This is a genomic window from Pseudomonas sp. S2_A02, from assembly GCF_054668495.1.
Genome location: NZ_CP162776.1, coordinates 1593856 through 1618606, shown reverse-complemented (window position 1 = coordinate 1618606; position 24751 = coordinate 1593856). Strand labels below are relative to the sequence as shown.

The 24751-nt window shown below is 59.1% G+C and carries 19 protein-coding genes; 12 read left to right on the top strand and 7 right to left on the bottom strand.

The genetic code is table 11. From position 1 onward, the window contains the following. The first annotated feature begins 13 nt into the window (after positions 1-13). Complete coding sequence (locus AB4O41_RS07330; protein WP_460148314.1) at positions 14-307, top strand: hypothetical protein; 294 nt, start codon at positions 14-16, stop codon at positions 305-307. Here the strand turns inward: AB4O41_RS07330 and AB4O41_RS07325 are convergent. Further along, positions 238-2166 (bottom strand): transglycosylase SLT domain-containing protein, encoded by a 1929-nt coding sequence (locus AB4O41_RS07325; protein ID WP_460146920.1) that lies wholly within the window; start codon positions 2164-2166, stop codon positions 238-240. The two genes, AB4O41_RS07330 and AB4O41_RS07325, sit on opposite strands and share 70 nt — an antisense overlap. A 213-nt stretch (positions 2167-2379) precedes the next feature. Between AB4O41_RS07325 and AB4O41_RS07320 the strand changes: the two genes are divergently transcribed. Continuing rightward, positions 2380-4299, top strand: a complete 1920-nt coding sequence (locus AB4O41_RS07320; RefSeq protein WP_460146918.1) for an ATP-binding cassette domain-containing protein — start codon at positions 2380-2382, stop codon at positions 4297-4299. A gap of 190 nt (positions 4300-4489) precedes the next feature. Here AB4O41_RS07320 and AB4O41_RS07315 read toward each other — a convergent pair whose 3' ends face one another. Then, positions 4490-4927, bottom strand: coding sequence for a universal stress protein (locus tag AB4O41_RS07315; protein WP_123359995.1), 438 nt, complete (start codon positions 4925-4927; stop codon positions 4490-4492). 104 nt (positions 4928-5031) lie between these two features. On the opposite strand from AB4O41_RS07315, the gene AB4O41_RS07310 reads away from it, so the two are divergent. The 7 genes from AB4O41_RS07310 to AB4O41_RS07280 all read left to right on the top strand — a co-directional run bounded on the left by AB4O41_RS07310 (position 5032) and on the right by AB4O41_RS07280 (position 13504). After that, positions 5032-5469, top strand: a complete 438-nt coding sequence (locus AB4O41_RS07310; protein ID WP_460146915.1) for a hypothetical protein — start codon at positions 5032-5034, stop codon at positions 5467-5469. Between the two features lie 566 nt (positions 5470-6035). Then, the gene (gene fadB, locus AB4O41_RS07305) at positions 6036-8183 is read left to right on the top strand and encodes a fatty acid oxidation complex subunit alpha FadB (protein ID WP_460146914.1); all 2148 of its coding nucleotides are present in this window, start codon (positions 6036-6038) and stop codon (positions 8181-8183) included. Between the two features lie 30 nt (positions 8184-8213). Next, positions 8214-9389 (top strand): acetyl-CoA C-acyltransferase FadA, encoded by a 1176-nt coding sequence (fadA, locus tag AB4O41_RS07300; protein WP_460146912.1) that lies wholly within the window; start codon positions 8214-8216, stop codon positions 9387-9389. A gap of 98 nt (positions 9390-9487) precedes the next feature. After that, complete coding sequence (locus AB4O41_RS07295) at positions 9488-9724, top strand: DUF1653 domain-containing protein (protein ID WP_460146910.1); 237 nt, start codon at positions 9488-9490, stop codon at positions 9722-9724. Between the two features lie 114 nt (positions 9725-9838). Continuing rightward, a complete protein-coding gene (topA, locus tag AB4O41_RS07290) occupies positions 9839-12466 on the top strand; it encodes a type I DNA topoisomerase (RefSeq protein WP_427625562.1) in 2628 nt (875 codons plus the stop codon). A 138-nt stretch (positions 12467-12604) separates the two neighbouring features. Further along, positions 12605-13129, top strand: coding sequence for a DUF6586 family protein (locus tag AB4O41_RS07285; protein WP_038979974.1), 525 nt, complete (start codon positions 12605-12607; stop codon positions 13127-13129). A 141-nt stretch (positions 13130-13270) separates the two neighbouring features. Further along, complete coding sequence (locus AB4O41_RS07280) at positions 13271-13504, top strand: hypothetical protein (RefSeq protein WP_007907774.1); 234 nt, start codon at positions 13271-13273, stop codon at positions 13502-13504. Positions 13505-13597: 93 nt separating this feature from the next. On the opposite strand, the gene sulA is transcribed toward AB4O41_RS07280, so the two are convergent. Beyond that, positions 13598-14071, bottom strand: coding sequence for an SOS-induced cell division inhibitor SulA (sulA, locus tag AB4O41_RS07275; protein WP_460146908.1), 474 nt, complete (start codon positions 14069-14071; stop codon positions 13598-13600). A 10-nt stretch (positions 14072-14081) separates the two neighbouring features. Then, complete coding sequence (gene lexA / locus AB4O41_RS07270) at positions 14082-14690, bottom strand: transcriptional repressor LexA (protein WP_007907770.1); 609 nt, start codon at positions 14688-14690, stop codon at positions 14082-14084. 229 nt (positions 14691-14919) lie between these two features. Between lexA and AB4O41_RS07265 the strand changes: the two genes are divergently transcribed. The 3 genes from AB4O41_RS07265 to AB4O41_RS07255 all read left to right on the top strand — a co-directional run bounded on the left by AB4O41_RS07265 (position 14920) and on the right by AB4O41_RS07255 (position 17546). After that, a complete protein-coding gene (locus AB4O41_RS07265) occupies positions 14920-15627 on the top strand; it encodes a TetR/AcrR family transcriptional regulator (RefSeq protein ID WP_123434312.1) in 708 nt (235 codons plus the stop codon). Between the two features lie 158 nt (positions 15628-15785). After that, positions 15786-16796, top strand: a complete 1011-nt coding sequence (gene nagZ, locus AB4O41_RS07260; protein WP_460146905.1) for a beta-N-acetylhexosaminidase — start codon at positions 15786-15788, stop codon at positions 16794-16796. Between the two features lie 12 nt (positions 16797-16808). Next, complete coding sequence (locus AB4O41_RS07255) at positions 16809-17546, top strand: S-methyl-5'-thioinosine phosphorylase (RefSeq protein ID WP_460146903.1); 738 nt, start codon at positions 16809-16811, stop codon at positions 17544-17546. Positions 17547-17683: 137 nt separating this feature from the next. Here the strand turns inward: AB4O41_RS07255 and AB4O41_RS07250 are convergent, their stop codons facing one another. Genes AB4O41_RS07250 through mfd form a run of 3 tightly spaced genes read right to left on the bottom strand, consistent with a single transcriptional unit; the run spans position 17684 to position 24427 of the window. Continuing rightward, positions 17684-20377: an SNF2-related protein gene (locus tag AB4O41_RS07250; RefSeq protein ID WP_460146902.1), complete on the bottom strand. Its 2694-nt coding sequence runs from the start codon at positions 20375-20377 to the stop codon at positions 17684-17686. Positions 20378-20388: 11 nt separating this feature from the next. After that, positions 20389-20967 (bottom strand): CsiV family protein, encoded by a 579-nt coding sequence (locus AB4O41_RS07245; protein WP_460146900.1) that lies wholly within the window; start codon positions 20965-20967, stop codon positions 20389-20391. A gap of 10 nt (positions 20968-20977) precedes the next feature. Continuing rightward, positions 20978-24427 carry a transcription-repair coupling factor gene (mfd, locus tag AB4O41_RS07240; protein WP_460146898.1) on the bottom strand — a complete coding sequence of 1150 codons (3450 nt, stop codon included), beginning with the start codon at positions 24425-24427 and terminating at the stop codon, positions 20978-20980. Between the last annotated feature and the right edge of the window lie 324 nt (positions 24428-24751).

Here is a 24751-nt window from a genome sequence, read left to right as displayed (position 1 = left end):
CGATTTGATTGAAATGACAAACCCCGAGTCGCCCAATAGTCCGGCTCAACGGTATCGCTTGACCGAACTTGCAAGCAGATCGCGGCACGGTCAAGATCTGTGTAGGAACTGCCGCAGGCTGCGATCTTTTGATCTGAGCTGCAAACAAAAATGCCCGCCTCGAAAGAGGCGGGCATTTTTTACAGTTGCGGAAAAGATCGTCCGATCACGGCCCAAGCCTGCGGCAGCGCCTACAGATCATTGGTCGTCAAAATACCGCTCATGCCAATCCACCAACGGTTGTGGTGAGTTGAGCTTCTGGCCGTAGATCACCGAGTACGACAGCACGTTTTGCACGTACTGGCGGGTTTCGTCGAACGGGATGCTTTCCACCCACACATCGAAGCTCAAGTGATCGGCGCCACGCAGCCATTGACGTACGCGGCCGGGGCCGGCGTTGTAGGCGGCGGAGGCGAGGACGCGGTTGCCGTTGAACTGGCTGTGGACCTGGCTCAGGTAAGCGGCACCGAGCTGGATGTTCTTGTCCGGATCGAACACTTGCTGCGGCGAAGCGAGAGGAATGCTGAATTTGCGCGCGGTTTCCTTGGCGGTGCCAGGCATCAGTTGCATCAGGCCACTGGCGCCGACACCGGAGCGGGCGTCGTCCATGAAGGCGCTTTCCTGGCGGGTGATGGCGAACACCCAACTTGAGTGCAGGCCACGGACCTTGGCTTCGCGCACCAGGGTTTCGCGATGGGCCATCGGGAAGCGGATGTCCAGGTCGTCCCAATACTGTGCCTGACTGATGGTGCGGATCGCCGGGAAATACCATTTCAGGTCGTAAGCCAGTTTCGCCTGGGCGACCATTTCGTCACGGCTGAAGTGCCGGCTGACGTGGTACCACTCGCGCCGACCATCGACGATCTGCCCGCGGGCATGGAATTCCAGGGCCCGTCGCACGCCCGGGGTATTGCGCACCTTGTTGATCAGCGCCTGACTGAGCACCAGCGGCTTGTTGTTCAGCGAATAGGGTGATTGCGAGCGATCAGCCGCCAGGAAGCCGTAGAAGTCGCGCTCGCGAGCCAGGCCCTTGTAAAGCACCTGCGCTTGCGGATTCTGTGGCTGCGCCAGCTCCAGGCTGCGAGCCTGCCAGTAACGCCAGCGGTTGGTGGTGGCCAGGTCCTGGGGCAAGCGGCGGGTCAACTGATAGGCATCGTCCCAACGGGCCAGGCGCAACAGCAGGCGCAAACGCCATTCGGAAACGGTGTTGTCCCGCAGTTCCGGGTCGTATTTGGTCATTACATCCAGCGCGCGGCTGTCGAAACGACGAGCGAGGGTCAGCCCGATTTCCCGGGCAATCGCGACTTTTTCGTCGCGGGAGAAGTGCATGCTGCTGGCGTAACCGTCGAGCAGGGCCATGGCCTTGTCCGGATCCTGACGGGCCAGACGGCGCAGGCCGAGGCTGACGATGTCGGACATCGGTTCATCGGCCGGGATGAAGCGCGATGGCTGATTGAGCAGCTCGGGATTCTGCGCCACATCCACCAGCAGGCGACCGCGCGGGGCGAGTGTCGTCAGGCCATTGATCAGGCTATTGGCCAGCGGATAATTGCGCGCCTGGGCGGCGAGCTTGGTGCGTTCCCAGCGTTTCTGTTCGGTCAATTGGCCCTCAGCGGCCCACATGCCAAACAAGCCATCGCATGCGTCGGGCTGGGTTTTGCCGCTCAACCAGAGCTTGTCGGCGTTGGCGTAGCCTTCGACCTTGCGGTTGTGGCTGATCTGATACTGCGCGTTCAGGCAGTCCAGTTCGGTGAAATTGAGCTTGGGGTCATAATATTTGACGAAGGTCGCCCAATCGCCGCGTTCGGCCAGCCAACGCAACCAACGCAATTTCATCCAGTTGGCTTGCGGCAGGTCACCGTGTTCGGCGAGGAATTTCTCGATTTCGGCGTTGCTTGCGGTTTTCAGACGCGCGGTCAATTCGTCATACGCCAGATAGGGCTCCAGCGGATAATCGCTCAGCGCCTGGCTGTAACGGAAATAAGGGCCGGAATCGCCTTTGGCCAAGGCACGCTTGGCTTCATCGTAATACTGGCGTTGGGTGGACAGGTCCACCGCCTGGGCGGATTGAGCGGCAGCGGCTGTAAGAAGCAAACACGAAAAAAGATTGAAAAGGCGACTGCGCATGAGACGTCCGGGCAGAGAAATCATGACAAGTGCCGGCGAGAGCGGCACTGAATTATCTGTAGCTTAGCCTTTTGCCAGCAGCGGGCGAAAGCTTTGCCGAGCTGTCGGCACAAGTTCGCAACAATTGTTGTGCAGAGTGCTTCGACATTGAAATTGCCGGCCTTCTGAAGCCTCAAGTCAGGTAGAATGCGCGCCCGGTTTTTGGAGAAGCTCATGACCCTGCTCAAATTCAGCGATGTGTCCCTTGCTTTCGGCGCTATGCCGTTGTTGGACAAGGTGTCCTGGCAGATCGCCCGTGGTGAGCGGGTGTGCATCATCGGCCGCAATGGCACTGGCAAGTCCAGCATGATGAAGCTCGTCAAGGGTGACCAGAAGCCCGATGAGGGCTCTGTTTGGCGCGCACCTGGCCTAAAGATTGGCGAATTGCCGCAAGAATTGCCGGTAGCCGACGAGCGGACCGTGTTCGACGTGGTTGCCGAAGGCCTGGACGGTGTCGGCGAGCTGCTCGCGCAGTACCACCACCTGAGCCAGAACATCGTCACCGACGCCGATCTGGACAAACTGATGCATGTCCAGCACGACCTCGAAGCCCGCGACGGCTGGCGTTTGCAGCAATTGGTCGACAGCACCTTGAGCCGCTTGCAACTGCCGGCCGACAAGACCCTCGCCGAATTGTCCGGCGGCTGGCGTCGTCGCGTCCTGCTGGCTCAGGCGCTGGTTTCCGAACCGGATCTGCTGCTGCTCGATGAGCCGACCAACCACTTGGACATCGGTGCAATTGCCTGGCTCGAAGAAGCGCTGAAGGATTTCCAGGGCGCCGTGCTGTTCATCACGCACGACCGTTCATTCCTGCAGAACCTTGCGACCCGCATCCTGGAACTGGATCGTGGCGGCCTGATCGACTGGAACGGCGACTACGCCAGTTTCCTCGTGCACAAAGAGGCGACGCTGGCGGCTGAAGAAACCGCCAACGCGCTGTTCGACAAGAAACTGGCCCAGGAAGAAGTCTGGATCCGCCAGGGCATCAAGGCACGCCGCACCCGTAACGAAGGCCGTGTTCGCGCATTGAAAGCATTGCGCGTTGAGCGTAGCGAGCGTCGTGAGCGCACCGGCAAGGCCAACATTCAGTTGGATACCGCCGACAAGTCCGGCAAGCAGGTCATGGTCCTCGAGAACGTGAGCTTCGCTCACCCGGGTGGCCCGTTCCTGATCAAGGATTTCTCGATGGTCCTGACGCGCGGGGACCGTATCGGTCTGCTCGGCGCCAACGGTACCGGCAAGACCACGCTGCTGAAACTGATGCTCAGCGGTCTGCAACCGACCAGCGGCAAAGTGGAAGAGGGGACGCGCATCGACGTGGCCTACTTCGACCAGTTGCGTCATCAGCTGGACCTGGAAAAGACCGTGATCGACAACGTGGCCGAAGGTCGCGACTTTATCGATATCGATGGTCAGAGCCGCCATGTGCTGAGCTACCTCGGCGACTTCCTGTTCAGCCCGCAGCGTGCCCGCACACCGGTCAAGGCGCTGTCCGGTGGTGAGCGTGCCCGTCTGTTGCTGGCCAAACTGTTCAGCAAACCGGCGAACCTGCTGGTACTCGACGAACCGACCAACGACCTGGACGTGGAAACCCTCGAGCTGCTGGAAGAGGTCTTGTTGACCTTCAACGGCACCGTGCTGATGGTCAGCCACGATCGGGCATTCCTCGACAACGTGGTCACCAGCACCCTGGTCTTCGAAGGCGAAGGCAAGGTTCGCGAATACGTCGGCGGTTATCAGGACTGGCTGCGTCAGGGCGGCTCGCCGCGCCTGCTGGGCGTGACCGAGAGCAAGTCCGGCAAGGCCGACTTGAACTCGGCTGTTGTCACTGCCGAACCCGTGCCAGTCGCTGCGGCAGCAGGGGCGCCGGTGGCAAAGAAGAAGCTCAGCTACAAATTGCAGCGTGAGCTGGAAATGTTGCCGAGTCAGATCGAAGCCATGGAGCAGCAGATCGTGGTGGTTGAAGCGCAGATGGCAGATGCCGGCTTCTATCAGCGTCCTGCTGCCGAGACGGCTGCGGTGATCGCTCAGCTTGAGCAGTTGCAGGCTGAACTCGACGTGATGGTCGAGCGCTGGGCCGAGCTGGATGCCTGATTGATCCGGCGATAAAAAAGCCCGGCGTTCAGTGATGAACGCCGGGCTTTTCGTATGAAATGCGATCTACTGGCTGCGTTAGATCCCCTGTGGGAGCGAGCCTGCTCGCGAAGACGGTTTAACATCCAACAAATCTGTCGACTGTTACACCGCCTTCGCGAGCAGGCTCGCTCCCACAGGGTATGTGTTGTCAGCTTTTGATCAGGCGCACCGCCAGCACATCGCAAGGCGCGCCGTGGAGTACGTCATTGGCGGTGGAGCCGAGCAGCAGTGCCAAGCCGTGTCGGCCATGACTGCCCACCACGATCAGGTCGCAGGTTTGCTCCTTGGCGAGGTGGTGAATCTCCTGACGCGGCTGGCCGTAGGTCAAGTGACTGTATTCCTTGGAGAGCTCCGGATACTTAAGGATTAATCGCTCAAGGCGCTCTTTGGCCTGATCGAATTGTTGCTGTTGCAACTGGGAAAGGTCCATCGGCACGTCGCCGCCAAAGGCCATGGCCATTGGTTCGACGATATGCACCAGGGACAACTTCGCGCCATTGCTCACCGAGAGTTCGCGAGCTCGGTGGATTACAGGATCGCACTCTTCGGTTAGATCTACAGCGACCAGAATATGGTGGTAGGGCATGAGGTGCTCCTCCTGAGAATTGCAATATTGGTAAGTATGGCTGGTTTCAAGCGCATTGGTTTCAAAGTGACTCAATGCACTCATCAAGAATCGGGAGTACAGATATGACGGTCTGGATAGTGGTGTCAATCCTGCTGGTGGTCTTGAGCCCGCTGGCATGGTTGCGACCGTCTCGTGCCCAGAGTGGGCGCATGGCCCTGCGCATGGAGGCGCGGCGCATTGGCCTGGCCATGCAACTGGCGCCCCAGGAATGGCCGCACTGGCTGAACGAGGAACCGCCGAGCCCTTGCGCCCAGTACCATCGCCCGCGCCGTGGCACGCGACCGGCGTGCTGGAGTTATTGGCAAAAGGCGCCGGGCGTGTGGGTCAATCAGTGGCAGGAGGTCTGTGAGGATGGGGTGCTGCTGAATCATTTCGAAAAATTGCCTGCCAACGTCTACAAGGTCGAGGCAGACAAGCAAATGATTGCCCTGTATTGGGGCGAGAAGGGTGAATCGAATGTTTTGCAGGACATTGATGCGCTGCTGAAAGCGCTGGCCTGAAACCCGATCCCCGTAGCGCTGCCGCAGGCTGCGGAAGCTCCTACACAGTGGCGCGTCGTCGCCTGGCAGGCAGGCAATAAAAAGCCCGACATCATCATCGGGCTGAGGTTGGCCAGGCAGGCCGGTAATTCTTTGTGCGCTGATCTTACGCTGGACATTCGTCAAAAGCGTTCAGATTTTTTCTTCGGGGTCCCGCCAGCGTAGCTTGTTAAACACAGGCTGCCGCTAATTAGGGCGACTTTTCTAACTATTGATTCTATGAATGGCCTCGCATGCATCCTGCGTGTTCAAGGCTTCGTGGTACGGAAGTGACCGGAAAGTCGCGTTTCAACCAGTATTTTGGGCGATTGACAATTGCCGGAAATTCCGTGAAGGTGACATACCCAAATCAAACGGGCGTATGAATTGAGCGTTTGTATTACAGACCGCTCCTACAGAATCCCGACTATCGCGTTGGCGGGTGTGCCGGGTGAGATGGCGTTAGCATTGACGGATAAACGTCCTGCCGAGCCGATCGCCTGCGTCCGACGTGTACTGTTCAGCTTCCATATCGTGGAGATCAGTTGATGATTTACGAAGGTAAAGCCATCACGGTTAAGGCTCTTGAAAGTGGCATCGTCGAATTGAAATTCGACCTCAAGGGTGAGTCCGTCAACAAGTTCAACCGTCTTACCCTGAACGAACTGCGTCAGGCCGTAGACACCATCAAGGCAGATGCTTCGATCAAGGGTGTGATCGTCAGCAGTGGCAAGGACGTGTTCATCGTCGGCGCCGACATCACCGAATTCGTCGACAACTTCAAGCTGCCGGATGCAGAGCTTGTTGCTGGTAACCTCGAAGCCAACAAGATTTTCAGCGATTTCGAAGACCTCAACGTCCCGACTGTCGCCGCGATCAATGGCATCGCCCTGGGTGGCGGTCTGGAAATGTGCCTGGCGGCAGATTTCCGCGTCATGGCCAATACCGCCAAAATCGGTCTGCCGGAAGTCAAACTGGGCATCTACCCAGGCTTCGGCGGTACTGTGCGTTTGCCGCGCATCATCGGTGCCGACAACGCCATCGAGTGGATTGCCGCCGGTAAGGAAAACCGCGCTGAAGACGCGTTGAAAGTCGGTGCTGTCGACGCCGTGGTCGCCCCGGAGAAATTGCAGGAAGCGGCTCTGAACCTGGTCAAGGGCGCCATCTCCGGTGAGTTTGACTACAAGGCCAAGCGTCAGCCGAAGCTCGAAAAGCTCAAGCTCAACGCCATCGAACAAATGATGTCGTTCGAAACCGCCAAAGGTTTCGTGGCCGGTCAAGCGGGCCCGAACTACCCGGCACCGGTTGAAGCGATCAAGACCATCCAGAAAGCCGCGAACTTCGGTCGTGACAAAGCGCTGGAAGTCGAAGCCACCGGTTTCGTCAAACTGGCCAAGACCTCTGCCGCGCAGAGCTTGATCGGTCTGTTCCTGAACGATCAGGAACTGAAGAAAAAGGCCAAGGCCTACGACGAAATCGCCAAGGACGTGAAGCAGGCTGCCGTATTGGGCGCTGGCATCATGGGTGGCGGTATTGCTTATCAGTCGGCCTCCAAAGGTACGCCGATCCTGATGAAAGACATCAACGAGCACGGCATCGAGCAGGGTCTGGCCGAAGCCGCCAAGCTGCTGGTGGGCCGCGTTGATAAAGGTCGCATGACCCCGGCGAAGATGGCCGAAGTGCTCAATGGTATTCGTCCGACCCTGTCCTACGGTGATTTCGGCCACGTCGACCTGGTCGTCGAAGCCGTTGTCGAAAATCCGAAGGTCAAGCAAGCCGTACTGGCCGAAGTTGAAGACAAGGTCAAAGAGGACACCATCCTCGCGTCCAACACCTCGACCATTTCCATCACCTTGCTGGCCAAAGCCCTCAAGCGTCCGGAAAACTTCGTCGGCATGCACTTCTTCAATCCGGTGCACATGATGCCGCTGGTTGAAGTGATCCGTGGCGAGAAGTCCAGCGAAGTGGCCGTTGCCACCACCGTTGCCTACGCCAAGAAAATGGGCAAGAACCCGATCGTCGTCAACGACTGCCCGGGCTTCCTGGTCAACCGCGTGCTGTTCCCGTACTTCGGCGGTTTCGCCAAACTGGTCAGCGCCGGCGTGGACTTCGTCCGCATCGACAAGGTCATGGAAAAATTCGGCTGGCCGATGGGCCCGGCGTACCTGATGGACGTGGTCGGCATCGACACCGGTCACCACGGTCGCGACGTCATGGCTGAAGGCTTCCCGGATCGCATGAAGGACGATCGCCGTTCGGCCGTCGACGTGCTCTACGAAGCCAAGCGCCTGGGCCAGAAGAATGGCAAGGGCTTCTACGCCTACGAGACCGACAAGCGCGGCAAGCAGAAGAAAGTCGCCGATCCTTCGGTACTGGAAGTGCTCAAGCCAATCGTGTTCGAACAGCGCGAAGTCACTGACGAAGACATCATCAACTGGATGATGATCCCGCTGTGCCTGGAAACCGTGCGCTGCCTGGAAGACGGCATCGTCGAAACCGCCGCCGAAGCCGACATGGGCCTGGTCTACGGTATTGGTTTCCCTCCATTCCGTGGCGGTGCGCTGCGCTACATCGACTCGATCGGTGTTGCAGCGTTCGTTGCCCTGGCTGACCAGTACGCTGATTTGGGCGCGCTGTACCACCCGACCGCGAAGCTGCGTGAAATGGCCAAAAACGGTCAGAGCTTCTTCGGTTAAGCGCCCACACTAGAGTGAGAGTGAACGTATATGAGCTTGAATCCTAGAGACGTCGTGATTGTCGACTTCGGTCGTACGCCGATGGGCCGCTCCAAGGGCGGCATGCACCGCAATACCCGCGCCGAAGACATGTCGGCGCACCTGATCAGCAAATTGCTGGAACGCAACGTCAAGGTCGACCCGAGCGAAGTCGAAGACGTGATCTGGGGCTGTGTGAACCAGACCCTGGAGCAGGGCTGGAACATCGCCCGCATGGCGTCCCTGATGACGCAGATCCCGCACACCGCGGCCGGCCAGACCGTCAGCCGTCTGTGTGGCTCGTCGATGAGTGCTCTGCACACCGCTGCGCAAGCGATCATGACCGGTAACGGTGACGTGTTCGTGGTTGGTGGCGTCGAGCATATGGGCCACGTGAGCATGATGCACGGTGTCGATCCGAACCCGCACATGTCTCTGTACGCGGCGAAAGCCTCGGGCATGATGGGCCTGACCGCGGAAATGCTCGGCAAAATGCACGGCATTACTCGCGAACAACAGGACGCCTTTGGCGTGCGCTCCCACCAACTCGCCCACAAGGCGACTCTGGAAGGCAAGTTCAAAGACGAAATCATCCCGATGCAGGGCTACGACGAGAACGGTTTCCTGAAACTGTTTGACTACGACGAAACCATTCGTCCGGAAACCACCCTGGAAAGCTTGGCGGCTCTTAAACCAGCGTTTAATCCGAAGGGCGGCACCGTGACAGCCGGTACTTCGTCGCAGATCACCGACGGTGCTTCGTGCATGATCGTGATGTCGGCGCAGCGTGCCCAGGACCTGGGTATCCAGCCGATGGCGGTGATTCGTTCGATGGCAGTGGCAGGTGTGGACCCGGCGATCATGGGCTATGGTCCAGTACCGGCAACGCAGAAAGCACTGAAGCGCGCGGGTCTTGGTATCAACGATATCGACTTCTTCGAGCTCAACGAAGCTTTCGCCGCACAGGCGCTGCCAGTGCTGAAAGATTTGAAAGTGCTCGACAAGATGAACGAGAAGGTTAACCTGCACGGCGGCGCGATCGCCCTGGGTCACCCGTTCGGTTGCTCCGGTGCCCGTATCTCCGGCACTTTGCTGAACGTGATGAAGCAGAATGGCGGCACCTTCGGGATAGCCACCATGTGCATTGGTCTTGGCCAAGGCATCTCCACCGTCTTCGAACGCGTTTAAGCGTTTCGCTGATGGAAGCCGGGGCCAAGTGCCCCGGTTTTTGTTTTTCCGGATTTATTTTGTTTTTATTTTGAAAAAATTTCAGTGAGGGCCAAAGCATGCCGATACAACCTGGGCTCTATGAACATTACAAAGGTCCGCAGTACCGTGTATTCGCGATTGCGCGGCATTCGGAAACCGAAGAGGAAGTGGTCTTCTACCAAGCCCTGTATGGCGATTACGGCTTTTGGGTGCGCCCCTTGAGCATGTTCCTGGAGTCGGTCGAGGTTGACGGCGAACAGGTGCCACGCTTTGCTTTGGTGCAAGCCGAACCGAGCGTTTTTCCGCAGCCATAAGGGGAGTGCGCGCAGAACCCTGCGCTTGACCTCACCTTGTAGCCACTATATATAGCGGTGCCGCGTCAGGCGCCAACCGCCTTTCACTTCTAGAATTCAGGAATTTTCTGATCCATGGGCAAATCGCTGGTCATTGTGGAATCCCCGGCTAAGGCCAAGACCATCAACAAGTATCTGGGTAACCAATACGTGGTGAAGTCGAGTATCGGCCATATCCGAGACCTGCCCACCAGCGGTTCGGCTAGCGCCAGCAAAGAGCCTGCCGCCAAGCGCGGCAAGGCCGCCGCAGGTGAAGGTCCGGTGCTCACGCCGAAAGAGAAAGCGCGCAAGCAGCTGGTCTCGCGCATGGGTGTCGATCCCGATCATGGCTGGAAAGCCAAGTACGAGATCCTCCCGGGCAAGGAAAAAGTCATCGAAGAGCTGCGCCGGCTCGCCAAAGATGCTGACACCATCTATCTCGCAACCGACTTGGATCGCGAGGGGGAAGCCATTGCCTGGCACCTGCGCGAAGCCATCGGTGGTGACGACAGCCGCTATAAGCGCGTGGTGTTCAACGAAATCACCAAGAAAGCGATCCAGGAAGCCTTCTCCAAACCGGGCGAGCTGGACATCGATCGAGTAAACGCCCAGCAGGCGCGTCGCTTCCTCGACCGCGTGGTGGGTTACATGGTTTCGCCACTGCTGTGGGCCAAGGTTGCCCGTGGCCTGTCTGCCGGTCGCGTGCAATCGGTTGCCGTGAAGCTGGTGGTCGAGCGTGAGCGTGAAATCCGCGCGTTCAACCCGGAAGAGTACTGGGAAGTCCACGCCGACCTCGGCACCGCCAAGGGCGCGACCGTGCGTTTCGACGTGGCTCGTGAGAAAGGTGAAGCCTTCAAGCCGCTCAACGAAGCCCAGGCCATGGCCGCGCTGGAAAAGCTCAAGGCTTCCAGCTACAGCATCGTCAAGCGCGAAGACAAACCGACCAGCAGCAAGCCGTCGGCACCGTTCATCACTTCCACCCTGCAACAGGCCGCGAGTAACCGCCTGGGCTTCGGTGTGAAGAAAACCATGATGATGGCCCAGCGTTTGTACGAAGCCGGCTACATCACGTATATGCGTACCGACTCCACCAACCTCTCGGTCGATGCCGTGGCGATGGCGCGTACCTATATTGAAGGTGAGTTCGGCAAAAAGTACCTGCCGGAAAACCCGAACGTCTACAGCAGCAAGGAAGGCGCACAAGAGGCTCACGAAGCGATTCGTCCGTCCGACGCCAATACCGAGCCAAGCAAGCTATCGGGCATGGAGCGTGATGCCGAGCGGCTTTACGAGCTGATCTGGCGCCAGTTCCTGGCCTGCCAGATGCTGCCGGCGCAATACCTGTCGACCACGGTCACCGTCGGTGCTGGCGATTTCGAGCTGCGTGCCAAGGGCCGCATCCTGAAGTTCGACGGTTACACCCGCGTCATGCCGCAAATTGCCAAGCCTGGCGATGATGATGTGCTGCCGGATATGGCCCAGGGTGACGCGATGAAGCTGATCAAGCTTGATCCGACCCAGCACTTCACCAAGCCGCCGGCGCGTTACTCGGAAGCCAGCCTGGTTAAAGAAATGGAAAAGCGCGGCATCGGTCGTCCTTCGACCTACGCGGCGATCATTTCGACCATCCAGGACCGCGGCTACGTGGCGCTGCACAACCGTCGTTTCTACTCGGAAAAGATGGGCGACATCGTCACCGAGCGTCTGGCCGAGAGCTTCTCCAATCTCATGGACTACGGCTTCACCGCCGGCATGGAAGAGAACCTCGATGACGTCGCTCAGGGCGAACGCGACTGGAAAAACGTGCTCGACGAATTCTACGGCGACTTCAAGAAGAAACTCGAAGTGGCAGAAAGCGCCGAAGGCGGCATGCGCGCCAATCAGCCGGTGATGACTGACATTCCGTGCGTATTGTGCGGTCGTCCGATGCAGATTCGTACAGCTTCGACAGGCGTATTCCTCGGTTGCTCGGGCTACAGCCTGCCGCCGAAAGAGCGCTGCAAAGCCACCGTCAACCTGGTGCCGGGCGATGAAATCGCCGCGGACGACGAGGGTGAGTCCGAGTCGCTGGTCCTACGTGGCAAGCATCGCTGCCCGATCTGCAGCACGGCCATGGACGCTTATCTGCTCGATGAGAAGCGCAAGCTGCATATCTGCGGTAACAACCCGGATTGCTCTGGCTACGAAATCGAAGAGGGCACCTATCGCATCAAGGGCTACGAAGGTCCGAGCCTGGAATGCGACAAATGCGGCAGCGAGATGCAGCTCAAGACCGGTCGTTTCGGCAAGTTCTTCGGTTGCACCAACGCCACCTGCAAGAACACCCGCAAACTGTTGAAAAGCGGTGATGCGGCGCCGCCGAAGATGGACCCGGTGAAGATGCCTGAGCTCAAATGCGAAAAGGTCAACGACACCTACATCCTGCGCGACGGTGCTTCCGGCCTGTTCCTGGCGGCCAGTCAGTTCCCGAAAAACCGCGAGACACGCGCTCCATTGGTCATGGAGATCGTGCCGCACAAGGATGAGATCGATCCGAAGTATCACTTCCTTTGTGAAGCGCCGAAGAAAGACCCGGACGGCCTCCCTTCAGTGATCCGTTACAGTCGCAAGACCAAAGAGCAGTACGTTCAGACAGAGGTCGACGGTAAGCCGACTGGCTGGAAGGCGTATTACGACGGCGGCAAGTGGACGGTTGAAGACAAGCGTCCATCAGCCAAGGCGTAAAAGGCTTTACACAAAAGGCCGCATGACAACCCTCGGGTTTTCATGCGGCCTTTTGTTTTGGGCTTGCGGGAAGCTCAGGTGATCCACGACACTGTCTGACCTGCGTGAAGCAATTATTTCGTTGTGGAGGCTGCCGTCATGGCCCACGAACTCTATACCCGTACCAATCAGAAGATTTATTTCGCCGGCCTGTCGCTGGAAGCGCTCGCCAAGGCCGAAGAGGGGCGGGCGATGAACTCCCTGGCGCTGATTCAGGCCGGGCGCGAATCAGCGTTGTTTCACCTGTACGGTGCGCTGTTGGGGCTGTGCCATGAAATTGCCGGTTTCTATCGGCTGCCTCAAGCCAATGCGCCGCGGGCGGAGATGCTGCTGACCCGCGAAGTGCTGGAAACCATCGCTATTCCGGAAATGGCCGAGATGGTCGAACTGGCGCAAAACCCTGAAACCTGGCTAGCCAAGCTGCTATCGGCACATGCTGCACTGTTTCAGCCGCCTCGCGCTCCGCACAAGCCCAAGGGCGATGTGACGCAGCCGCTTATTCTGGCCGTTAATCTGGATGAAGAAGAGGCGCCGGAAGAGCTGAGTCGGGAAGAGCTGGAGAGCTGGCGTCAGAACCTTAAAGGTCTGGCGATTCGGTTTCGCGAAGGGTTGAACGAGTGCTGAAGGATTGAGTGTTTAGGGAAGGGTCTGCTCAAGGAAGAGTGATGTCAGAAATTTCTCTTCATGATGGCATTTGGTCAAGATCCCGAGCGAAGCTTGGCTGATGCCTATATAATCCCCGCCTTTCGTGGAGAACAGACCTTTATGCCAACGTCCTTTCTAGAAATTGTCGAGTTACCAGACGGCCGAATCGAGCTGCGCAGGGCCGAGGACGAGGGTTCTCTGGTTACTTTGGATTTCTCCGAGGATGCCAAGGTTTTCCTGCAAGGCCAGCATGTGGAAGTCGCCAAGGCGATGTTGAGCGTCGGTGTTCAGATGGCAGGACGCCTGGTTGAAGGCGAATTTGATAAGGAAGAGGGGCCGCGGGTTCTTCATTGATCCCGCCCGTCGGATTCTTCGGATACCTCTACAAATTGGCTTCTCTATCCCTGGAGAAGCCCCGCGCTGTTCAACGCGCACAGTGTTTGTCAGTTAACCCAGTCGAATATTCAGACTTTGCGCATCTCCGATACGGGCGGCGCTGATCAACTGTTGCCGCGATGGTGTGCTCAGCGGGTTAAGCCAGCTGACGACCGTATGGCTGCGGCCAAGTCGCAAGGCTTCGCAGGTCAACTGCTGAGCGCTCTGTGTGCCGCGCGGTTGCAGGAGCAGAATGCGCTCACGGTTCAGACCGGCGTCGCGTAACCAGGCTTGTGTCAGGCTGGCGGGCGGGGCGATTAGCGTCAGCCAGCGCGCATCCTGATCCTGACTCAGTTCCCTGAGAATCGGTGCCAGAAGGTTCAGGCAGTTCCCGGCCGCGCCGCGCAGTGATAGCTCACTGAAGACTTCGGGCTCGGCGCTCCAGGGCGATTCGACCACGTCTTTCAGGATCGGCGCCAATGGCTGTGCCATGAACGCCTCAAACAACGGCAGTTGGGCTTGCTGTGAGGTATGTGGGAACTGCATAAAGCCTCCTTTAGCGGCGAATCACGCCGACACTCAAGCCTTCGATAACCAGTTCCTGATCTTTCAGGTTGACTTCGATAGGGGCGAATTCAGGGTTTTCGGCAATCAACCAGACCTTGCTGCCGTCGCGCTTGAAGCGTTTGACGGTCACTTCGTCGCCGATCCGCGCCACCACGATCTGACCGTTACGGGCTTCACGGGTGGTATGGACGGCGAGCAGGTCGCCGTCGAAAATGCCGACGTCCTTCATGCTCATGCCATGGACCCGCAGCAGATAGTCGGCGCGAGGATGGAAGAACGAAGGGTTGATGTTGCAGGATTCTTCGATGTGCTGCTGGGCGAGGATTGGCGCACCGGCAGCCACCCGACCGATGATCGGCAAGCTGGACTCGTCGGCCTTGGCTTCGAAGCCTGGGATGCGAATGCCGCGGGAGGCGCCCGGGGTCATCTCGATCGCTCCCTTGCGGGCCAGCGCCTTGAGGTGTTCTTCCGCCGCATTGGGCGACTTGAACCCCAGTTCCTGAGCGATTTCCGCGCGGGTCGGCGGGTAGCCGTTGTCTTCGAGGCAACGTTTGATGAAGGCCAGAATCTCTGCTTGGCGTGGCGTCAGCTTTAGCATATTGATCGCTCTGTCTTTTTATACAGTGACTGGGATTATATACAGTGAACTGGTCTTGGCAATGCCCCTTTTTTTGTCGGCCGCTGGACGGTCATTTCGCTCGCTGATTGAAGCGACACTGTTGTATGGTTAAATACCTGACCGACCATTCCCAAAACGAACCGCCAGACTTGACAAGGCCAAGGCTGAAACGTATGTTTCAAACAAGTGTTTGTCAGGCGGAGTAGCCATGGCCCAGTCGGAAACCGTTGAACGCATTCTCGATGCTGCCGAGCAGTTGTTCGCGGAAAAAGGTTTTGCTGAAACCTCATTGCGTCTGATCACCAGCAAGGCCGGTGTCAATCTGGCGGCGGTGAATTATCACTTCGGGTCGAAGAAGGCGCTGATTCAGGCGGTCTTCTCGCGTTTTCTCGGGCCATTCTGCCTCAGTCTCGATAAAGAGCTGGAGCGCCGTCAGGCCAAGCCCGAGAACAAGCCGACCCTTGAAGAGCTGCTGGAGATTCTTGTCGAACAAGCTTTGGTGGTGCAGCCACGCAGCGGCAATGATCTGTCCATCTTCATGCGTTTGCTGGGGCTGGCGTTCAGTCAGAGTCAAGGGCACTTGCGTCGTTACCTGGAAGATATGTATGGCAAGGTGTTCCGCCGCTACATGATGCTGGTCAACGAGGCTGCGCCGCGTATTCCTCCGATCGAGTTGTTCTGGCGTGTGCACTTCATGCTCGGTGCCGCGGCGTTCAGTATGTCGGGGATCAAGGCCTTGCGTGCGATTGCCGAGACCGATTTCGGCGTCAACACCTCCATTGAACAAGTAATGCGTCTGATGGTGCCATTTCTGGCTGCTGGCATGCGCGCTGAAACCGGCGTCACCGATACTGCCATGGCCACCGCACAGTTGCGTCCACGCAGCAAATCGGCTCCGGCCGCCGCCAAGGTTTAACCGCACACGGGTGGGCGCGGCAGCTGACATCCGCTAAGCTAGCCGCCCATGCCGACTCTCGTTCTGAACCTGCTCCTCATTGATATCGCCGACCTGCCGGGCACAGCCCATGGCGGCGAATTCGTGCGAGCCGGGTTTATCGTAATCAAGGAATCTCTATGACTGCTGGCCTGCAAGGCTCGTTGATGGTGGACGTCGCCGGTACCTGGCTGACGGCTGAAGATCGCCAATTGTTGAGCCAGCCCGAAGTGGGCGGCCTGATCATTTTTGCCCGCAACATCGAACATCCGCGTCAAGTGCGCGAGTTGAGCGCTTCGATCCGCGCCATTCGTCCCGATCTGCTGCTGGCGGTGGATCAAGAGGGCGGTCGGGTTCAGCGGTTGCGTCAGGGCTTCGTGCGACTGCCAGCCATGCGCGCCATCGCCGACAACCCGAATGCCGAATACCTGGCCGAGCAGTGTGGCTGGATCATGGCGACCGAAGTGCTCGCGGTCGGTCTCGACCTGAGCTTCGCCCCGGTGCTGGACCTGGATTACCAGCGCAGCGCAGTGGTTGGCACCCGTTCGTTCGAAGGCGATCCCGAACGCGCCGCCTTGCTCGCCGGTGCATTCATCCGTGGCATGAACAGCGCGGGAATGGCCGCCACAGGTAAGCATTTCCCGGGTCATGGCTGGGCCGAGGCCGATTCCCACGTTGCGATTCCCAACGACGAGCGCAGCCTCGAGGAAATCCGCGCCAATGACCTGGTGCCGTTCGCGCGGTTGAGCAAGCAACTGGCTGCCGTCATGCCGGCCCACGTGATTTATCCAAAAGTCGATTCCCAGCCTGCGGGTTTCTCCCGTCGCTGGTTGCAGGACATCCTGCGCGGCGAGTTGCAGTTCGATGGTGTGATCTTCAGCGACGACCTGTCGATGGCGGGTGCGCACGTGGTCGGCGATGCCGCCAGTCGCATTGAAGCGGCATTGACCGCCGGTTGCGACATGGGCCTGGTGTGCAACGATCGCGCGGCTGCCGAGTTGGCGTTGAGCGCCGCCCAGCGTTTGAAGGTCAAACCTTCGGCGCGTATAGCGCGGATGCGTGGGCAGGCATTCGCCAGCACCGAATACCGTCAAGACCCGCGCTGGCTGACGGCCATCGGCGCGCTCAAAGAAGCTCAATTGATTGATTAAGGATTTTTCGTAATGACGGTTTACGCGATTATCGGTGGCACCGGCCTGACTCAGCTCGAAGGCCTGAGCATTCGTCAGTCATTGGCGGTGGACACTCCCTACGGCGCGCCTTCAGCCGAAGTGCAGATCGGTGAATACGCTGGCAGGGAAGTGCTGTTTCTCGCGCGTCACGGGCACCCGCACCGGTTCCCGCCGCATCAGGTGAACTACCGTGCCAACCTGTGGGCCTTGAAGCAGGCGGGTGCTGAAGCGATTCTCGCGGTCAACGCCGTGGGCGGGATTCATGCCGCGATGGGCACCGGACATTTCTGCGTTCCGCACCAATTGATCGACTACACCAGCGGTCGCGAACACACCTATTTCGCCGATGACCTGGAACAGGTCACGCACATTGACTTCAGCTATCCCTATAGCGAACTCCTGCGTCAGCAATTGATCGCGGCGTTGGCGGCTGAAGGTGTTGGCTACACCAGCCATGGCGTGTATGCCTGCACCCAGGGACCGCGTCTGGAAACCGTCGCTGAAATTGCGCGCCTGGAACGTGACGGTTGCGATATCGTCGGCATGACCGGCATGCCGGAAGCGGCATTGGCGCGTGAGCTGGAACTGGATTACGCCTGTCTGGCGCTGGTGGTGAACCCGGCTGCGGGCAAGTCGACAGCGGTGATCACCATGGCCGAGATCGAGCAGGCATTGCATGACGGTATGGGTAAGGTGAAGTCGACGTTGGCGCGGGTGCTTAAGGGCTAATCAGTCGTTATACCGAGTCGACCCCGTCGCGAGCAGGCTCGCTCCCACATTGGATGTGTGTTTGCCCACCATAATGGAGGCAGCACAAAATTAATGTGGGACCGAGCCTGCTCGCGATGGCGATTTAATAATCAACGCTACTTATCAATTTTTTCCGGCAACGGCGCAAACAACGCCTCGATATCATCGCTCTGCAATTTCCAGTCTCCGGTTTTGCGCCCATCCAGCACGCCTGCGGCAAGATCGGATTTTTCCTTCTGCAGATGCTGAATTTTCTCTTCCACCGTGCCCCTGGCAATCATCTTGTAGACGAATACCGGCTTCTCCTGACCAATGCGATACGCGCGATCAGTCGCCTGATTTTCTGTCGCCGGGTTCCACCAAGGGTCATAGTGAATCACCGTGTCCGCTTCGGTCAGGTTCAGTCCTACGCCGCCGGCCTTCAGGCTGATCAGAAAGATCTGACGCTTGCCGCTCTGGAATTCCTTCACTGGCGTGCGTCGGTCGCGGGTTTGTCCGGTCAGGATCGCATACGCCACGCCACGTTTTTTCAGCTCGTCCTCGATCAAGGACAGCATTGAGGTGAACTGCGAAAACAGCAGAATCCGCCGACCTTCTTCGAACAACTCTTCAAGCATTTCCATCAGGCTATCGAGCTTGCCGGAGGTACTGCCGCGCGCGGGCAGGGCGGCATCGTTGACCAGACGTAAATCGCAGCACACCTGGCGCAGCTTCAGCAGCGCCTCAAGGATGATGATCTGACTGCGCGCCACGCCCTTGAGGGTGATCTCGTCGCGGACTTTTTTGTCCATGGCCAGGCGCATGGTTTCGTATACGTCGCGCTGGGCTTCGTTGAGTTCGACCCAATGGATAATCTCGGTTTTGGGCGGCAGCTCGGTGGCCACCTGTTCCTTGGTCCTGCGCAGCAGGAACGGTTTTATCCGACCGTTGAGGTGCTGAAGTCTTACTTCGCTTGCGCGCTTTTCTATCGGCACGCGGTAATCACGGTTGAAGCTTTTCACGTCACCGAGCCAGCCGGGCAGCAGGAAGTGAAACAGCGACCACAATTCGCCCAGATGGTTTTCCAGCGGCGTGCCGCTCAGGCACAGGCGCTGGCGAGCATTCAGCTCACGGGCCGCATGGGCGGCTTTGCTGTTGGGGTTCTTGATGTACTGCGCTTCATCCAGCACCAGTACGTGCAACGGTTGCGCGGCAAGGCGTTCGATGTCCTTGGGCAGCAGCGCATAGGTGGTCAGAATCAGGTCGTAATCGGCCAGGTGCGCGAAATGCTTTTTGCGACTGGCACCGTACAGCGCCAGCACTTTGAGCTGCGGCGTGAAGTGTGCGGCTTCGTCGAGCCAGTTGGGGATCAGGCTGGTGGGCATGACCACCATGCACGGCCGATCGAGGCGCCCCGCGTTCTTCTCGCTGAGAATATGCGCCAGGGTCTGTAGGGTTTTGCCCAGACCCATGTCGTCCGCGAGAATCCCGCCGACTTCCAGTTGCCGCAACGACTGCATCCAGCTCAGGCCTTCCAGCTGATACGGACGCAAGGTGGCATTCAAGCCTTCGGGTGCAGCGGTGGTGTGGTCCTTTATGTCGCGCAGGCGCTGGGCAAGGGTGCGGATCTGCTCGCCACCTTCCCAAAGCAATGGCAGACCTTCCAGCGGATTCAGTCGTGTGGCGTCGGCCTTGCTCAGGCGCAGCGTGGTTTCGCCGGGCTCTTGCAGGTAAAACTCGCCGAGGGTGGCCAGTACCGGTTTCAGGCGGCCGAAGGGCAGGGCGACCTGCAACGGGCCTTGGTCGGTGCTGCGGCGCTGCGGGATGTTCACCAGAATCAGTTCGTCGTCGCGACGTCGGGCGAGTCGTTCCGGGTTGAGGAGCTCGGTGTGGGAGCGCATCAGGTTCAACAGGATCGGCAGCAGGCTCAGTCGTTCACCGTTGACGATGATCCCCAGTTCCAGGTCGAACCAGTCGCGCTCTGGTGCCTGCTCGACCGTGGCGTACCAATCATCCACGGCGGTCAGGTCGAAGCCGAAATCCTCGTCGATTTGCAACTCCCAACCTTGGGTGCGCAGCTTCGGCAGCTCGTTGAGGGTGAAGGTCAGCCAGGCGCTGTCGTTGACCATCTCGTAGAGTTCGCCGGCACTTTCCGGCAAGGCCTTGCTTTGTCGGGTGGCGATCTTGAAGCCGAGGATTCGCAACTGCTCCCTGTAGGCTTGTTCGATTTCCGGGTGACGTTTTATCCGCAGCGTCTGCGTTTCCTGGCGAATCAGGATGTCAGTGTTTTTCTGTCCGCTGACGTATTCATCCAGATAGCTGAAGGACAGCGCCGCCCGATGCTGGATGTAGCGCTGCATCTTGCCGTTGCGCGGTTCGAAGGCGCTGAATTCAATGCTCGCCAGCCACAGGCGCGGCACCGGTTGCACGTTGTCCACCAACACTTGCGGCGGTGCTTTGGGGCTACGGTTTTCCAGTACGGCCTGAAGTTTTTCCAGCAGTTCAGCGTCTTTGGCAGCCGCCGGATAAGCGAGGGTTTCCTGCACTTGCAGCAACACCGCCGCGCAATGTTTGCAGTTGCTGTGAACCGGGCAGGTGCACGTGGCGTCGATCATCAGCAAGGTGCCTTTGGCCGACTCGCGCAGGCGAATGGTCTGACGGTAAACGTTACCGCCAGAGCCTTCGCAACTGGCGGTGATGGTGGCATCGCCGACTTCGACGATCCTGACGCGGTTCTCCAGAGCGTAGCGGCGGCCCCGCTCCAGGCTCTGTTCCTTGAATCGGCTGACCCAGGATGTTGCCAGGGGTTTGCTCAGGGTCGCGGAGGGCATAAGGGCTTCAATCAGTCCGGAATTACATCAGGGACTGGCCGAGGCGCAGGGGCGGTCAGCGAAGTGATCTTGATCAGCAGGCCCAGGTGGCCGTTGTCGAGGAAGTTCAGCTGACCGTTCTTGGTGTGGCTTTCCTGTTTCAGGCGTTCGCTGGCGGTGACCAGGCCGTTGGCATCAATCTTGTTGACCCAGAAGTCTGCATCGACGTCGGTGAAGCGCCCCAATTTCAGGCTCAGCGTGCCCTCGATAGGGAACTGCCCGAACTGTTCGGTGCCTTCGCTGATCGCGACTTTGCTGGCTTCTTCGCCGAGCTTTTGTTGCCAGGCCTTGTGCAACAACACGGTGTATTCGTTGCTGCCGGTGAGCTTTTCCACTTCGGGATTAAGGCTTGGCGTGCGAAAGCTGTCGGGGCTGATGCGTTGAGCGCCGGCATCCCAGTCTTCCGGCGCGGCGCGGCTGACGATGGCGGGCACGGCGTTTTGTCGTACCAGAATCATTTCAACCTGATACAGATCATCGGCAAACGCCGTGGGGGCGAGCAGTGACATCAACAACGTCAACAACAAGGTCAGTGAGCGAAACAGGCGCATGCGGCGTCCTTCAAGCAGTGGTCGGAATGAGGCGCTCGAATAGCGCTTCTACAGTATTAAAGCGTTCTTCCGGGCGCTCCATTGGTACCTGGAATTTGAACATTGTGGCGCCTTCGAATTTGTAGCGTTTGGGCTGGCTCTGGATCAGTTTGATCAGCGTCAGCGGGTCGACCGGGGTCTGGGTCGCGAATTCGATGCGACCGCCTTGCGGGCCGCCGTCGACTTTCTTGATGCCCAGCTGTTCGGCCTGCAATTTCAGCGCCGTGATCCGCACCAGGTTCTTGGTCGGCTCCGGCAGCAGACCGAAACGGTCGATCATCTCCACTTGCAGGTCCTTGAGGCCTTCTTCGTCGGTGGCGGACGCGATGCGCTTGTACAGGATCAAGCGAGCGTGGACATCCGGCAGATAGTCTTCCGGAATCAATGCCGGCACACGCAGATTGACTTCGGGACCACCGCCCAGCGGTTGATCGAGGTTCGGCTGTTCGCCCTTGCGGATCGACTTCACCGCGCGCTCGAGCATTTCCATGTACAGGGTGAAACCGACGGCCTGGATCTGCCCGCTCTGACCGTCGCCCAGCAGTTCGCCGGCACCACGGATTTCCAGGTCGTTGGTGGCGAGTACGAAGCCCGCGCCGAGGTCCTGGGTATTGGCGATCGCTTCCAGGCGCTTTTCTGCGTCGGGAGTGATTTGCTGGCGCGGCGGTGTCAGCAGGTAAGCATATGCCTGGTGGTGGCTGCGACCGACGCGGCCACGCAATTGGTGCAACTGCGCCAAGCCGAACTTGTCGGCGCGCTCGATGATGATGGTGTTGGCGCTCGGCACGTCGATGCCGGTCTCGATGATGGTCGAGGCGATCAGCACGTTGAAGCGCTTGTGGTAGAAGTCGCTCATCACTTGTTCGAGATCGCGTTCACGCATCTGCCCATGGCCGATGCCGATCCGCGCTTCCGGCACCAGTTCGGCGAGGTCGGCGGCGCATTTCTCGATGGTCTTCACGTCGTTGTGCAGGTAGTAGACCTGACCGCCACGCAGCAACTCACGCAGCAGGGCTTCTTTGACCGTGCTCTTGTTCTGCTCCATGACGAAGGTCCGGACCGACAGGCGACGGGCCGGTGGCGTGGCGATGATCGACAGGTCACGCATGCCCGACACCGCCATGTTCAGCGTGCGCGGAATCGGCGTAGCGGTCAGCGTCAGGATGTCGACTTCACTGCGCAGCGCCTTGAGCTGTTCTTTCTGACGGACACCGAAACGGTGCTCTTCGTCGATGATCACCAGTCCGAGGTTTTTGATCTTTACGTCGTCTTGCAGCAGCTTGTGTGTGCCGATGACGATATCGATCTTGCCTTCAGCCAGGTCCGCGACCGCAGCGTTCACTTCCTTGGTCGACTTGAAGCGGCTCATCACTTCCACGCTTACCGGCCAGTCGGCGAAGCGGTCGCGAAAGCTGTTGTAGTGTTGCTGGGCGAGCAGGGTGGTCGGCACCAGAATAGCCACCTGACGACCGCCATGCACTGCGATGAACGCCGCGCGCATCGCCACTTCGGTCTTGCCGAAACCGACGTCGCCGCAGACCAGACGATCCATCGGTTTCGGCGCGAGCATGTCGGCGCGCACCGCTTCGATGGTGGTCTGTTGGTCCGGGGTTTCTTCGAACGGGAAACCGGCGCTGAAGGTCGCGTAATCGGCTTTCGGGTCGGCGAAGGCATAACCCTCGCGAGCGGCGCGACGGGCATAGATGTCGAGCAACTCGGCGGCCACGTCGCGCACCTGTTCGGCGGCTTTGCGTTTGGCTTTCTGCCAGGTCTCGGAGCCGAGGCGGTGCAGCGGCGCCAGGGCATCGTCGCTGCCGGTGTAACGGGCGATCAGGTGCAGGTTGGCGACCGGGACGTACAGCTTGGCGTTCTCGGCATATTCAAGGGTCAGGAATTCGGCGGCTTGATTGTCGATTTCCAGGATCGTCAGCCCCAGATAGCGGCCGACGCCATGATCGATATGCACAACCGGCGCGCCTTCGCGCAGCTCGGTGAGGTTTTTGATCACTGCATCGTTGTTGGCGTCAGCGCGTTTCTCGCGGCGGCGGCGCTGCATCACGCGTTGACCGAACAGCGGGCTCTCAGCGACCAGGGCCAGCGCTGGATCGTCCAGCAACAGACCTTCGTCGAGCGGCGCGATGGTGATCGCCAAGCGCTCCTTGCTCGCAATAAAGTCTGGCCAGCTGTCGACGGTTTTCGGTCGCAGCTTCAGGCGCTCCAGCAATTCCAGCAGCACTTCACGGCGGCCCGCTGATTCGGCGGTAAACAGCACGCGGCCGGGGAACTCGTCGAGGAAGCCGGCCAGCGCCGCCAACGGCTGAGTGGCCTTGGCTTCGATGGCCAGGTTCGGCAGCGGCTGAGCCGGGAAGCGCTCGCGGCCGACACCGGTTTCCACGTCCTGTTGACTGGCAACCACACGGGGCCAGCTCTTGAGGCGGGCAAAGCAATCTTCCACGGGCAAGAACAGCTCGGCCGGTGGCAATAAAGGACGGGATGGATCGACACGGCGCTCTTCGTAACGATTGCGCACGTCGTTCCAGAAATTCTCTGCCGCCTGTTCGATGCCCGGTAAAGAGAACACTTGTGTGTCCTGGGGCAGGTAATCGAACAGCGTGGAGGTTTCGTCGAAGAACAGCGGCAAGTAGTACTCGATACCCGCCGGTGTAATCCCGCTGCTCAAATCCTGAAAGATCGGGCAGCGACGGAAGTCGACATCGAAACGCTCGCGAAAGCGCGACTTGAAACGGGTGACCGCGTCCTTTTGCAGCGGGAACTCCCGCGCCGGCAGCAGGCGAACGGTGTCCACCTTGTCGATGGAGCGTTGGTTTTCCGGATCGAAGGTACGCAGGGTTTCGATTTCGTCGTCGAACAGATCGATGCGGAAGGGCAGTTTGCTGCCCATCGGGAACAGATCGATCAACGAGCCGCGCACGGTGAATTCGCCGTGCTCATAAACTGTATCGACGTAACGATAGCCGCTGGCCTCAAGCCGGCTGCGCATTTGCTCGACATCAAGCTTCTGGCCGACATCCAGCACCAGGCTGCTGCCGAGCAGGAATTTGGTCGGCGCCAGGCGGTGCAGGGCCGTGGTGATCGGCACGACCAGCACGCCATGCTCCAGCTCCGGCAACCGATACAGGCTGGCGATGCGCTGAGAGATGATGTCCTGGTGTGGCGAGAACAGGTCGTAGGGCAGGGTTTCCCAGTCGGGGAAATGCAGGACAGGCAAATCCGGGGCGAAGAAACTCAGCTCCTGTTCCAGCCGTTCGGCACTCTGGCTGTCGGCGGTCAGTAGCAGGGTAAAGCGCTTGGCAGCGCTGGCGGCCTCGGCAATGGCCAGGCTCAGGGCGGCACCGGGCAGGTTGCCCCAGTGCTGTTTACCTGCCGCGGCAGGGAGAAGCGGTAGACGCAGAACGGGCACGGAAGGTTGAGCTCCAAGCGTTGCGACAAAGTCGACAATTGTAACGGCCTCAGGTGCCGGCTGTCAGTTGCAGACTGTGTCTATATGCACAGGTTGGGTGAAATGTAGTGGTAATGACAAAAACTGGCGGTTTGATACTGAAAATGTAGTGCCAAAACCGCTCAGTGTTACGGAGGGTTACGGACACGGCATCGTTATCGTCGAAAAATTGACTGTGCTGAAAGCCCCGGTTTTACTGGGCTGGAGCGGGGCGTAATTTTTTTGAACAGGATTTTGTTACCGTCTGTGCGACAGGCGCGCATTGCTACGGGAGGCACTCGGCGG

Excerpts from the sequence above, each read along its gene's own strand:
- AB4O41_RS07310 (WP_460146915.1), top strand. The coding sequence starts at position 5,032 with ATGACGGTCTGGATAGTGGTGTCAATCCTGCTGGTGGTCTTGAGCCCG.
- fadA (WP_460146912.1), top strand. The coding sequence starts at position 8,214 with ATGAGCTTGAATCCTAGAGACGTCGTGATTGTCGACTTCGGTCGTACG.
- AB4O41_RS07245 (WP_460146900.1), bottom strand. The coding sequence starts at position 20,967 with ATGCGCCTGTTTCGCTCACTGACCTTGTTGTTGACGTTGTTGATGTCA.
- lexA (WP_007907770.1), bottom strand. The coding sequence starts at position 14,690 with ATGCTAAAGCTGACGCCACGCCAAGCAGAGATTCTGGCCTTCATCAAA.
- AB4O41_RS07295 (WP_460146910.1), top strand. The coding sequence starts at position 9,488 with ATGCCGATACAACCTGGGCTCTATGAACATTACAAAGGTCCGCAGTAC.
- AB4O41_RS07280 (WP_007907774.1), top strand. The coding sequence starts at position 13,271 with ATGCCAACGTCCTTTCTAGAAATTGTCGAGTTACCAGACGGCCGAATC.
- AB4O41_RS07255 (WP_460146903.1), top strand. The coding sequence starts at position 16,809 with ATGACGGTTTACGCGATTATCGGTGGCACCGGCCTGACTCAGCTCGAA.
- nagZ (WP_460146905.1), top strand. The coding sequence starts at position 15,786 with ATGACTGCTGGCCTGCAAGGCTCGTTGATGGTGGACGTCGCCGGTACC.
- AB4O41_RS07250 (WP_460146902.1), bottom strand. The coding sequence starts at position 20,377 with ATGCCCTCCGCGACCCTGAGCAAACCCCTGGCAACATCCTGGGTCAGC.
- AB4O41_RS07265 (WP_123434312.1), top strand. The coding sequence starts at position 14,920 with ATGGCCCAGTCGGAAACCGTTGAACGCATTCTCGATGCTGCCGAGCAG.
- fadB (WP_460146914.1), top strand. The coding sequence starts at position 6,036 with ATGATTTACGAAGGTAAAGCCATCACGGTTAAGGCTCTTGAAAGTGGC.
- AB4O41_RS07325 (WP_460146920.1), bottom strand. The coding sequence starts at position 2,166 with ATGCGCAGTCGCCTTTTCAATCTTTTTTCGTGTTTGCTTCTTACAGCC.
- AB4O41_RS07285 (WP_038979974.1), top strand. The coding sequence starts at position 12,605 with ATGGCCCACGAACTCTATACCCGTACCAATCAGAAGATTTATTTCGCC.
- AB4O41_RS07315 (WP_123359995.1), bottom strand. The coding sequence starts at position 4,927 with ATGCCCTACCACCATATTCTGGTCGCTGTAGATCTAACCGAAGAGTGC.
- AB4O41_RS07320 (WP_460146918.1), top strand. The coding sequence starts at position 2,380 with ATGACCCTGCTCAAATTCAGCGATGTGTCCCTTGCTTTCGGCGCTATG.
- sulA (WP_460146908.1), bottom strand. The coding sequence starts at position 14,071 with ATGCAGTTCCCACATACCTCACAGCAAGCCCAACTGCCGTTGTTTGAG.
- AB4O41_RS07330 (WP_460148314.1), top strand. The coding sequence starts at position 14 with ATGACAAACCCCGAGTCGCCCAATAGTCCGGCTCAACGGTATCGCTTG.
- topA (WP_427625562.1), top strand. The coding sequence starts at position 9,839 with ATGGGCAAATCGCTGGTCATTGTGGAATCCCCGGCTAAGGCCAAGACC.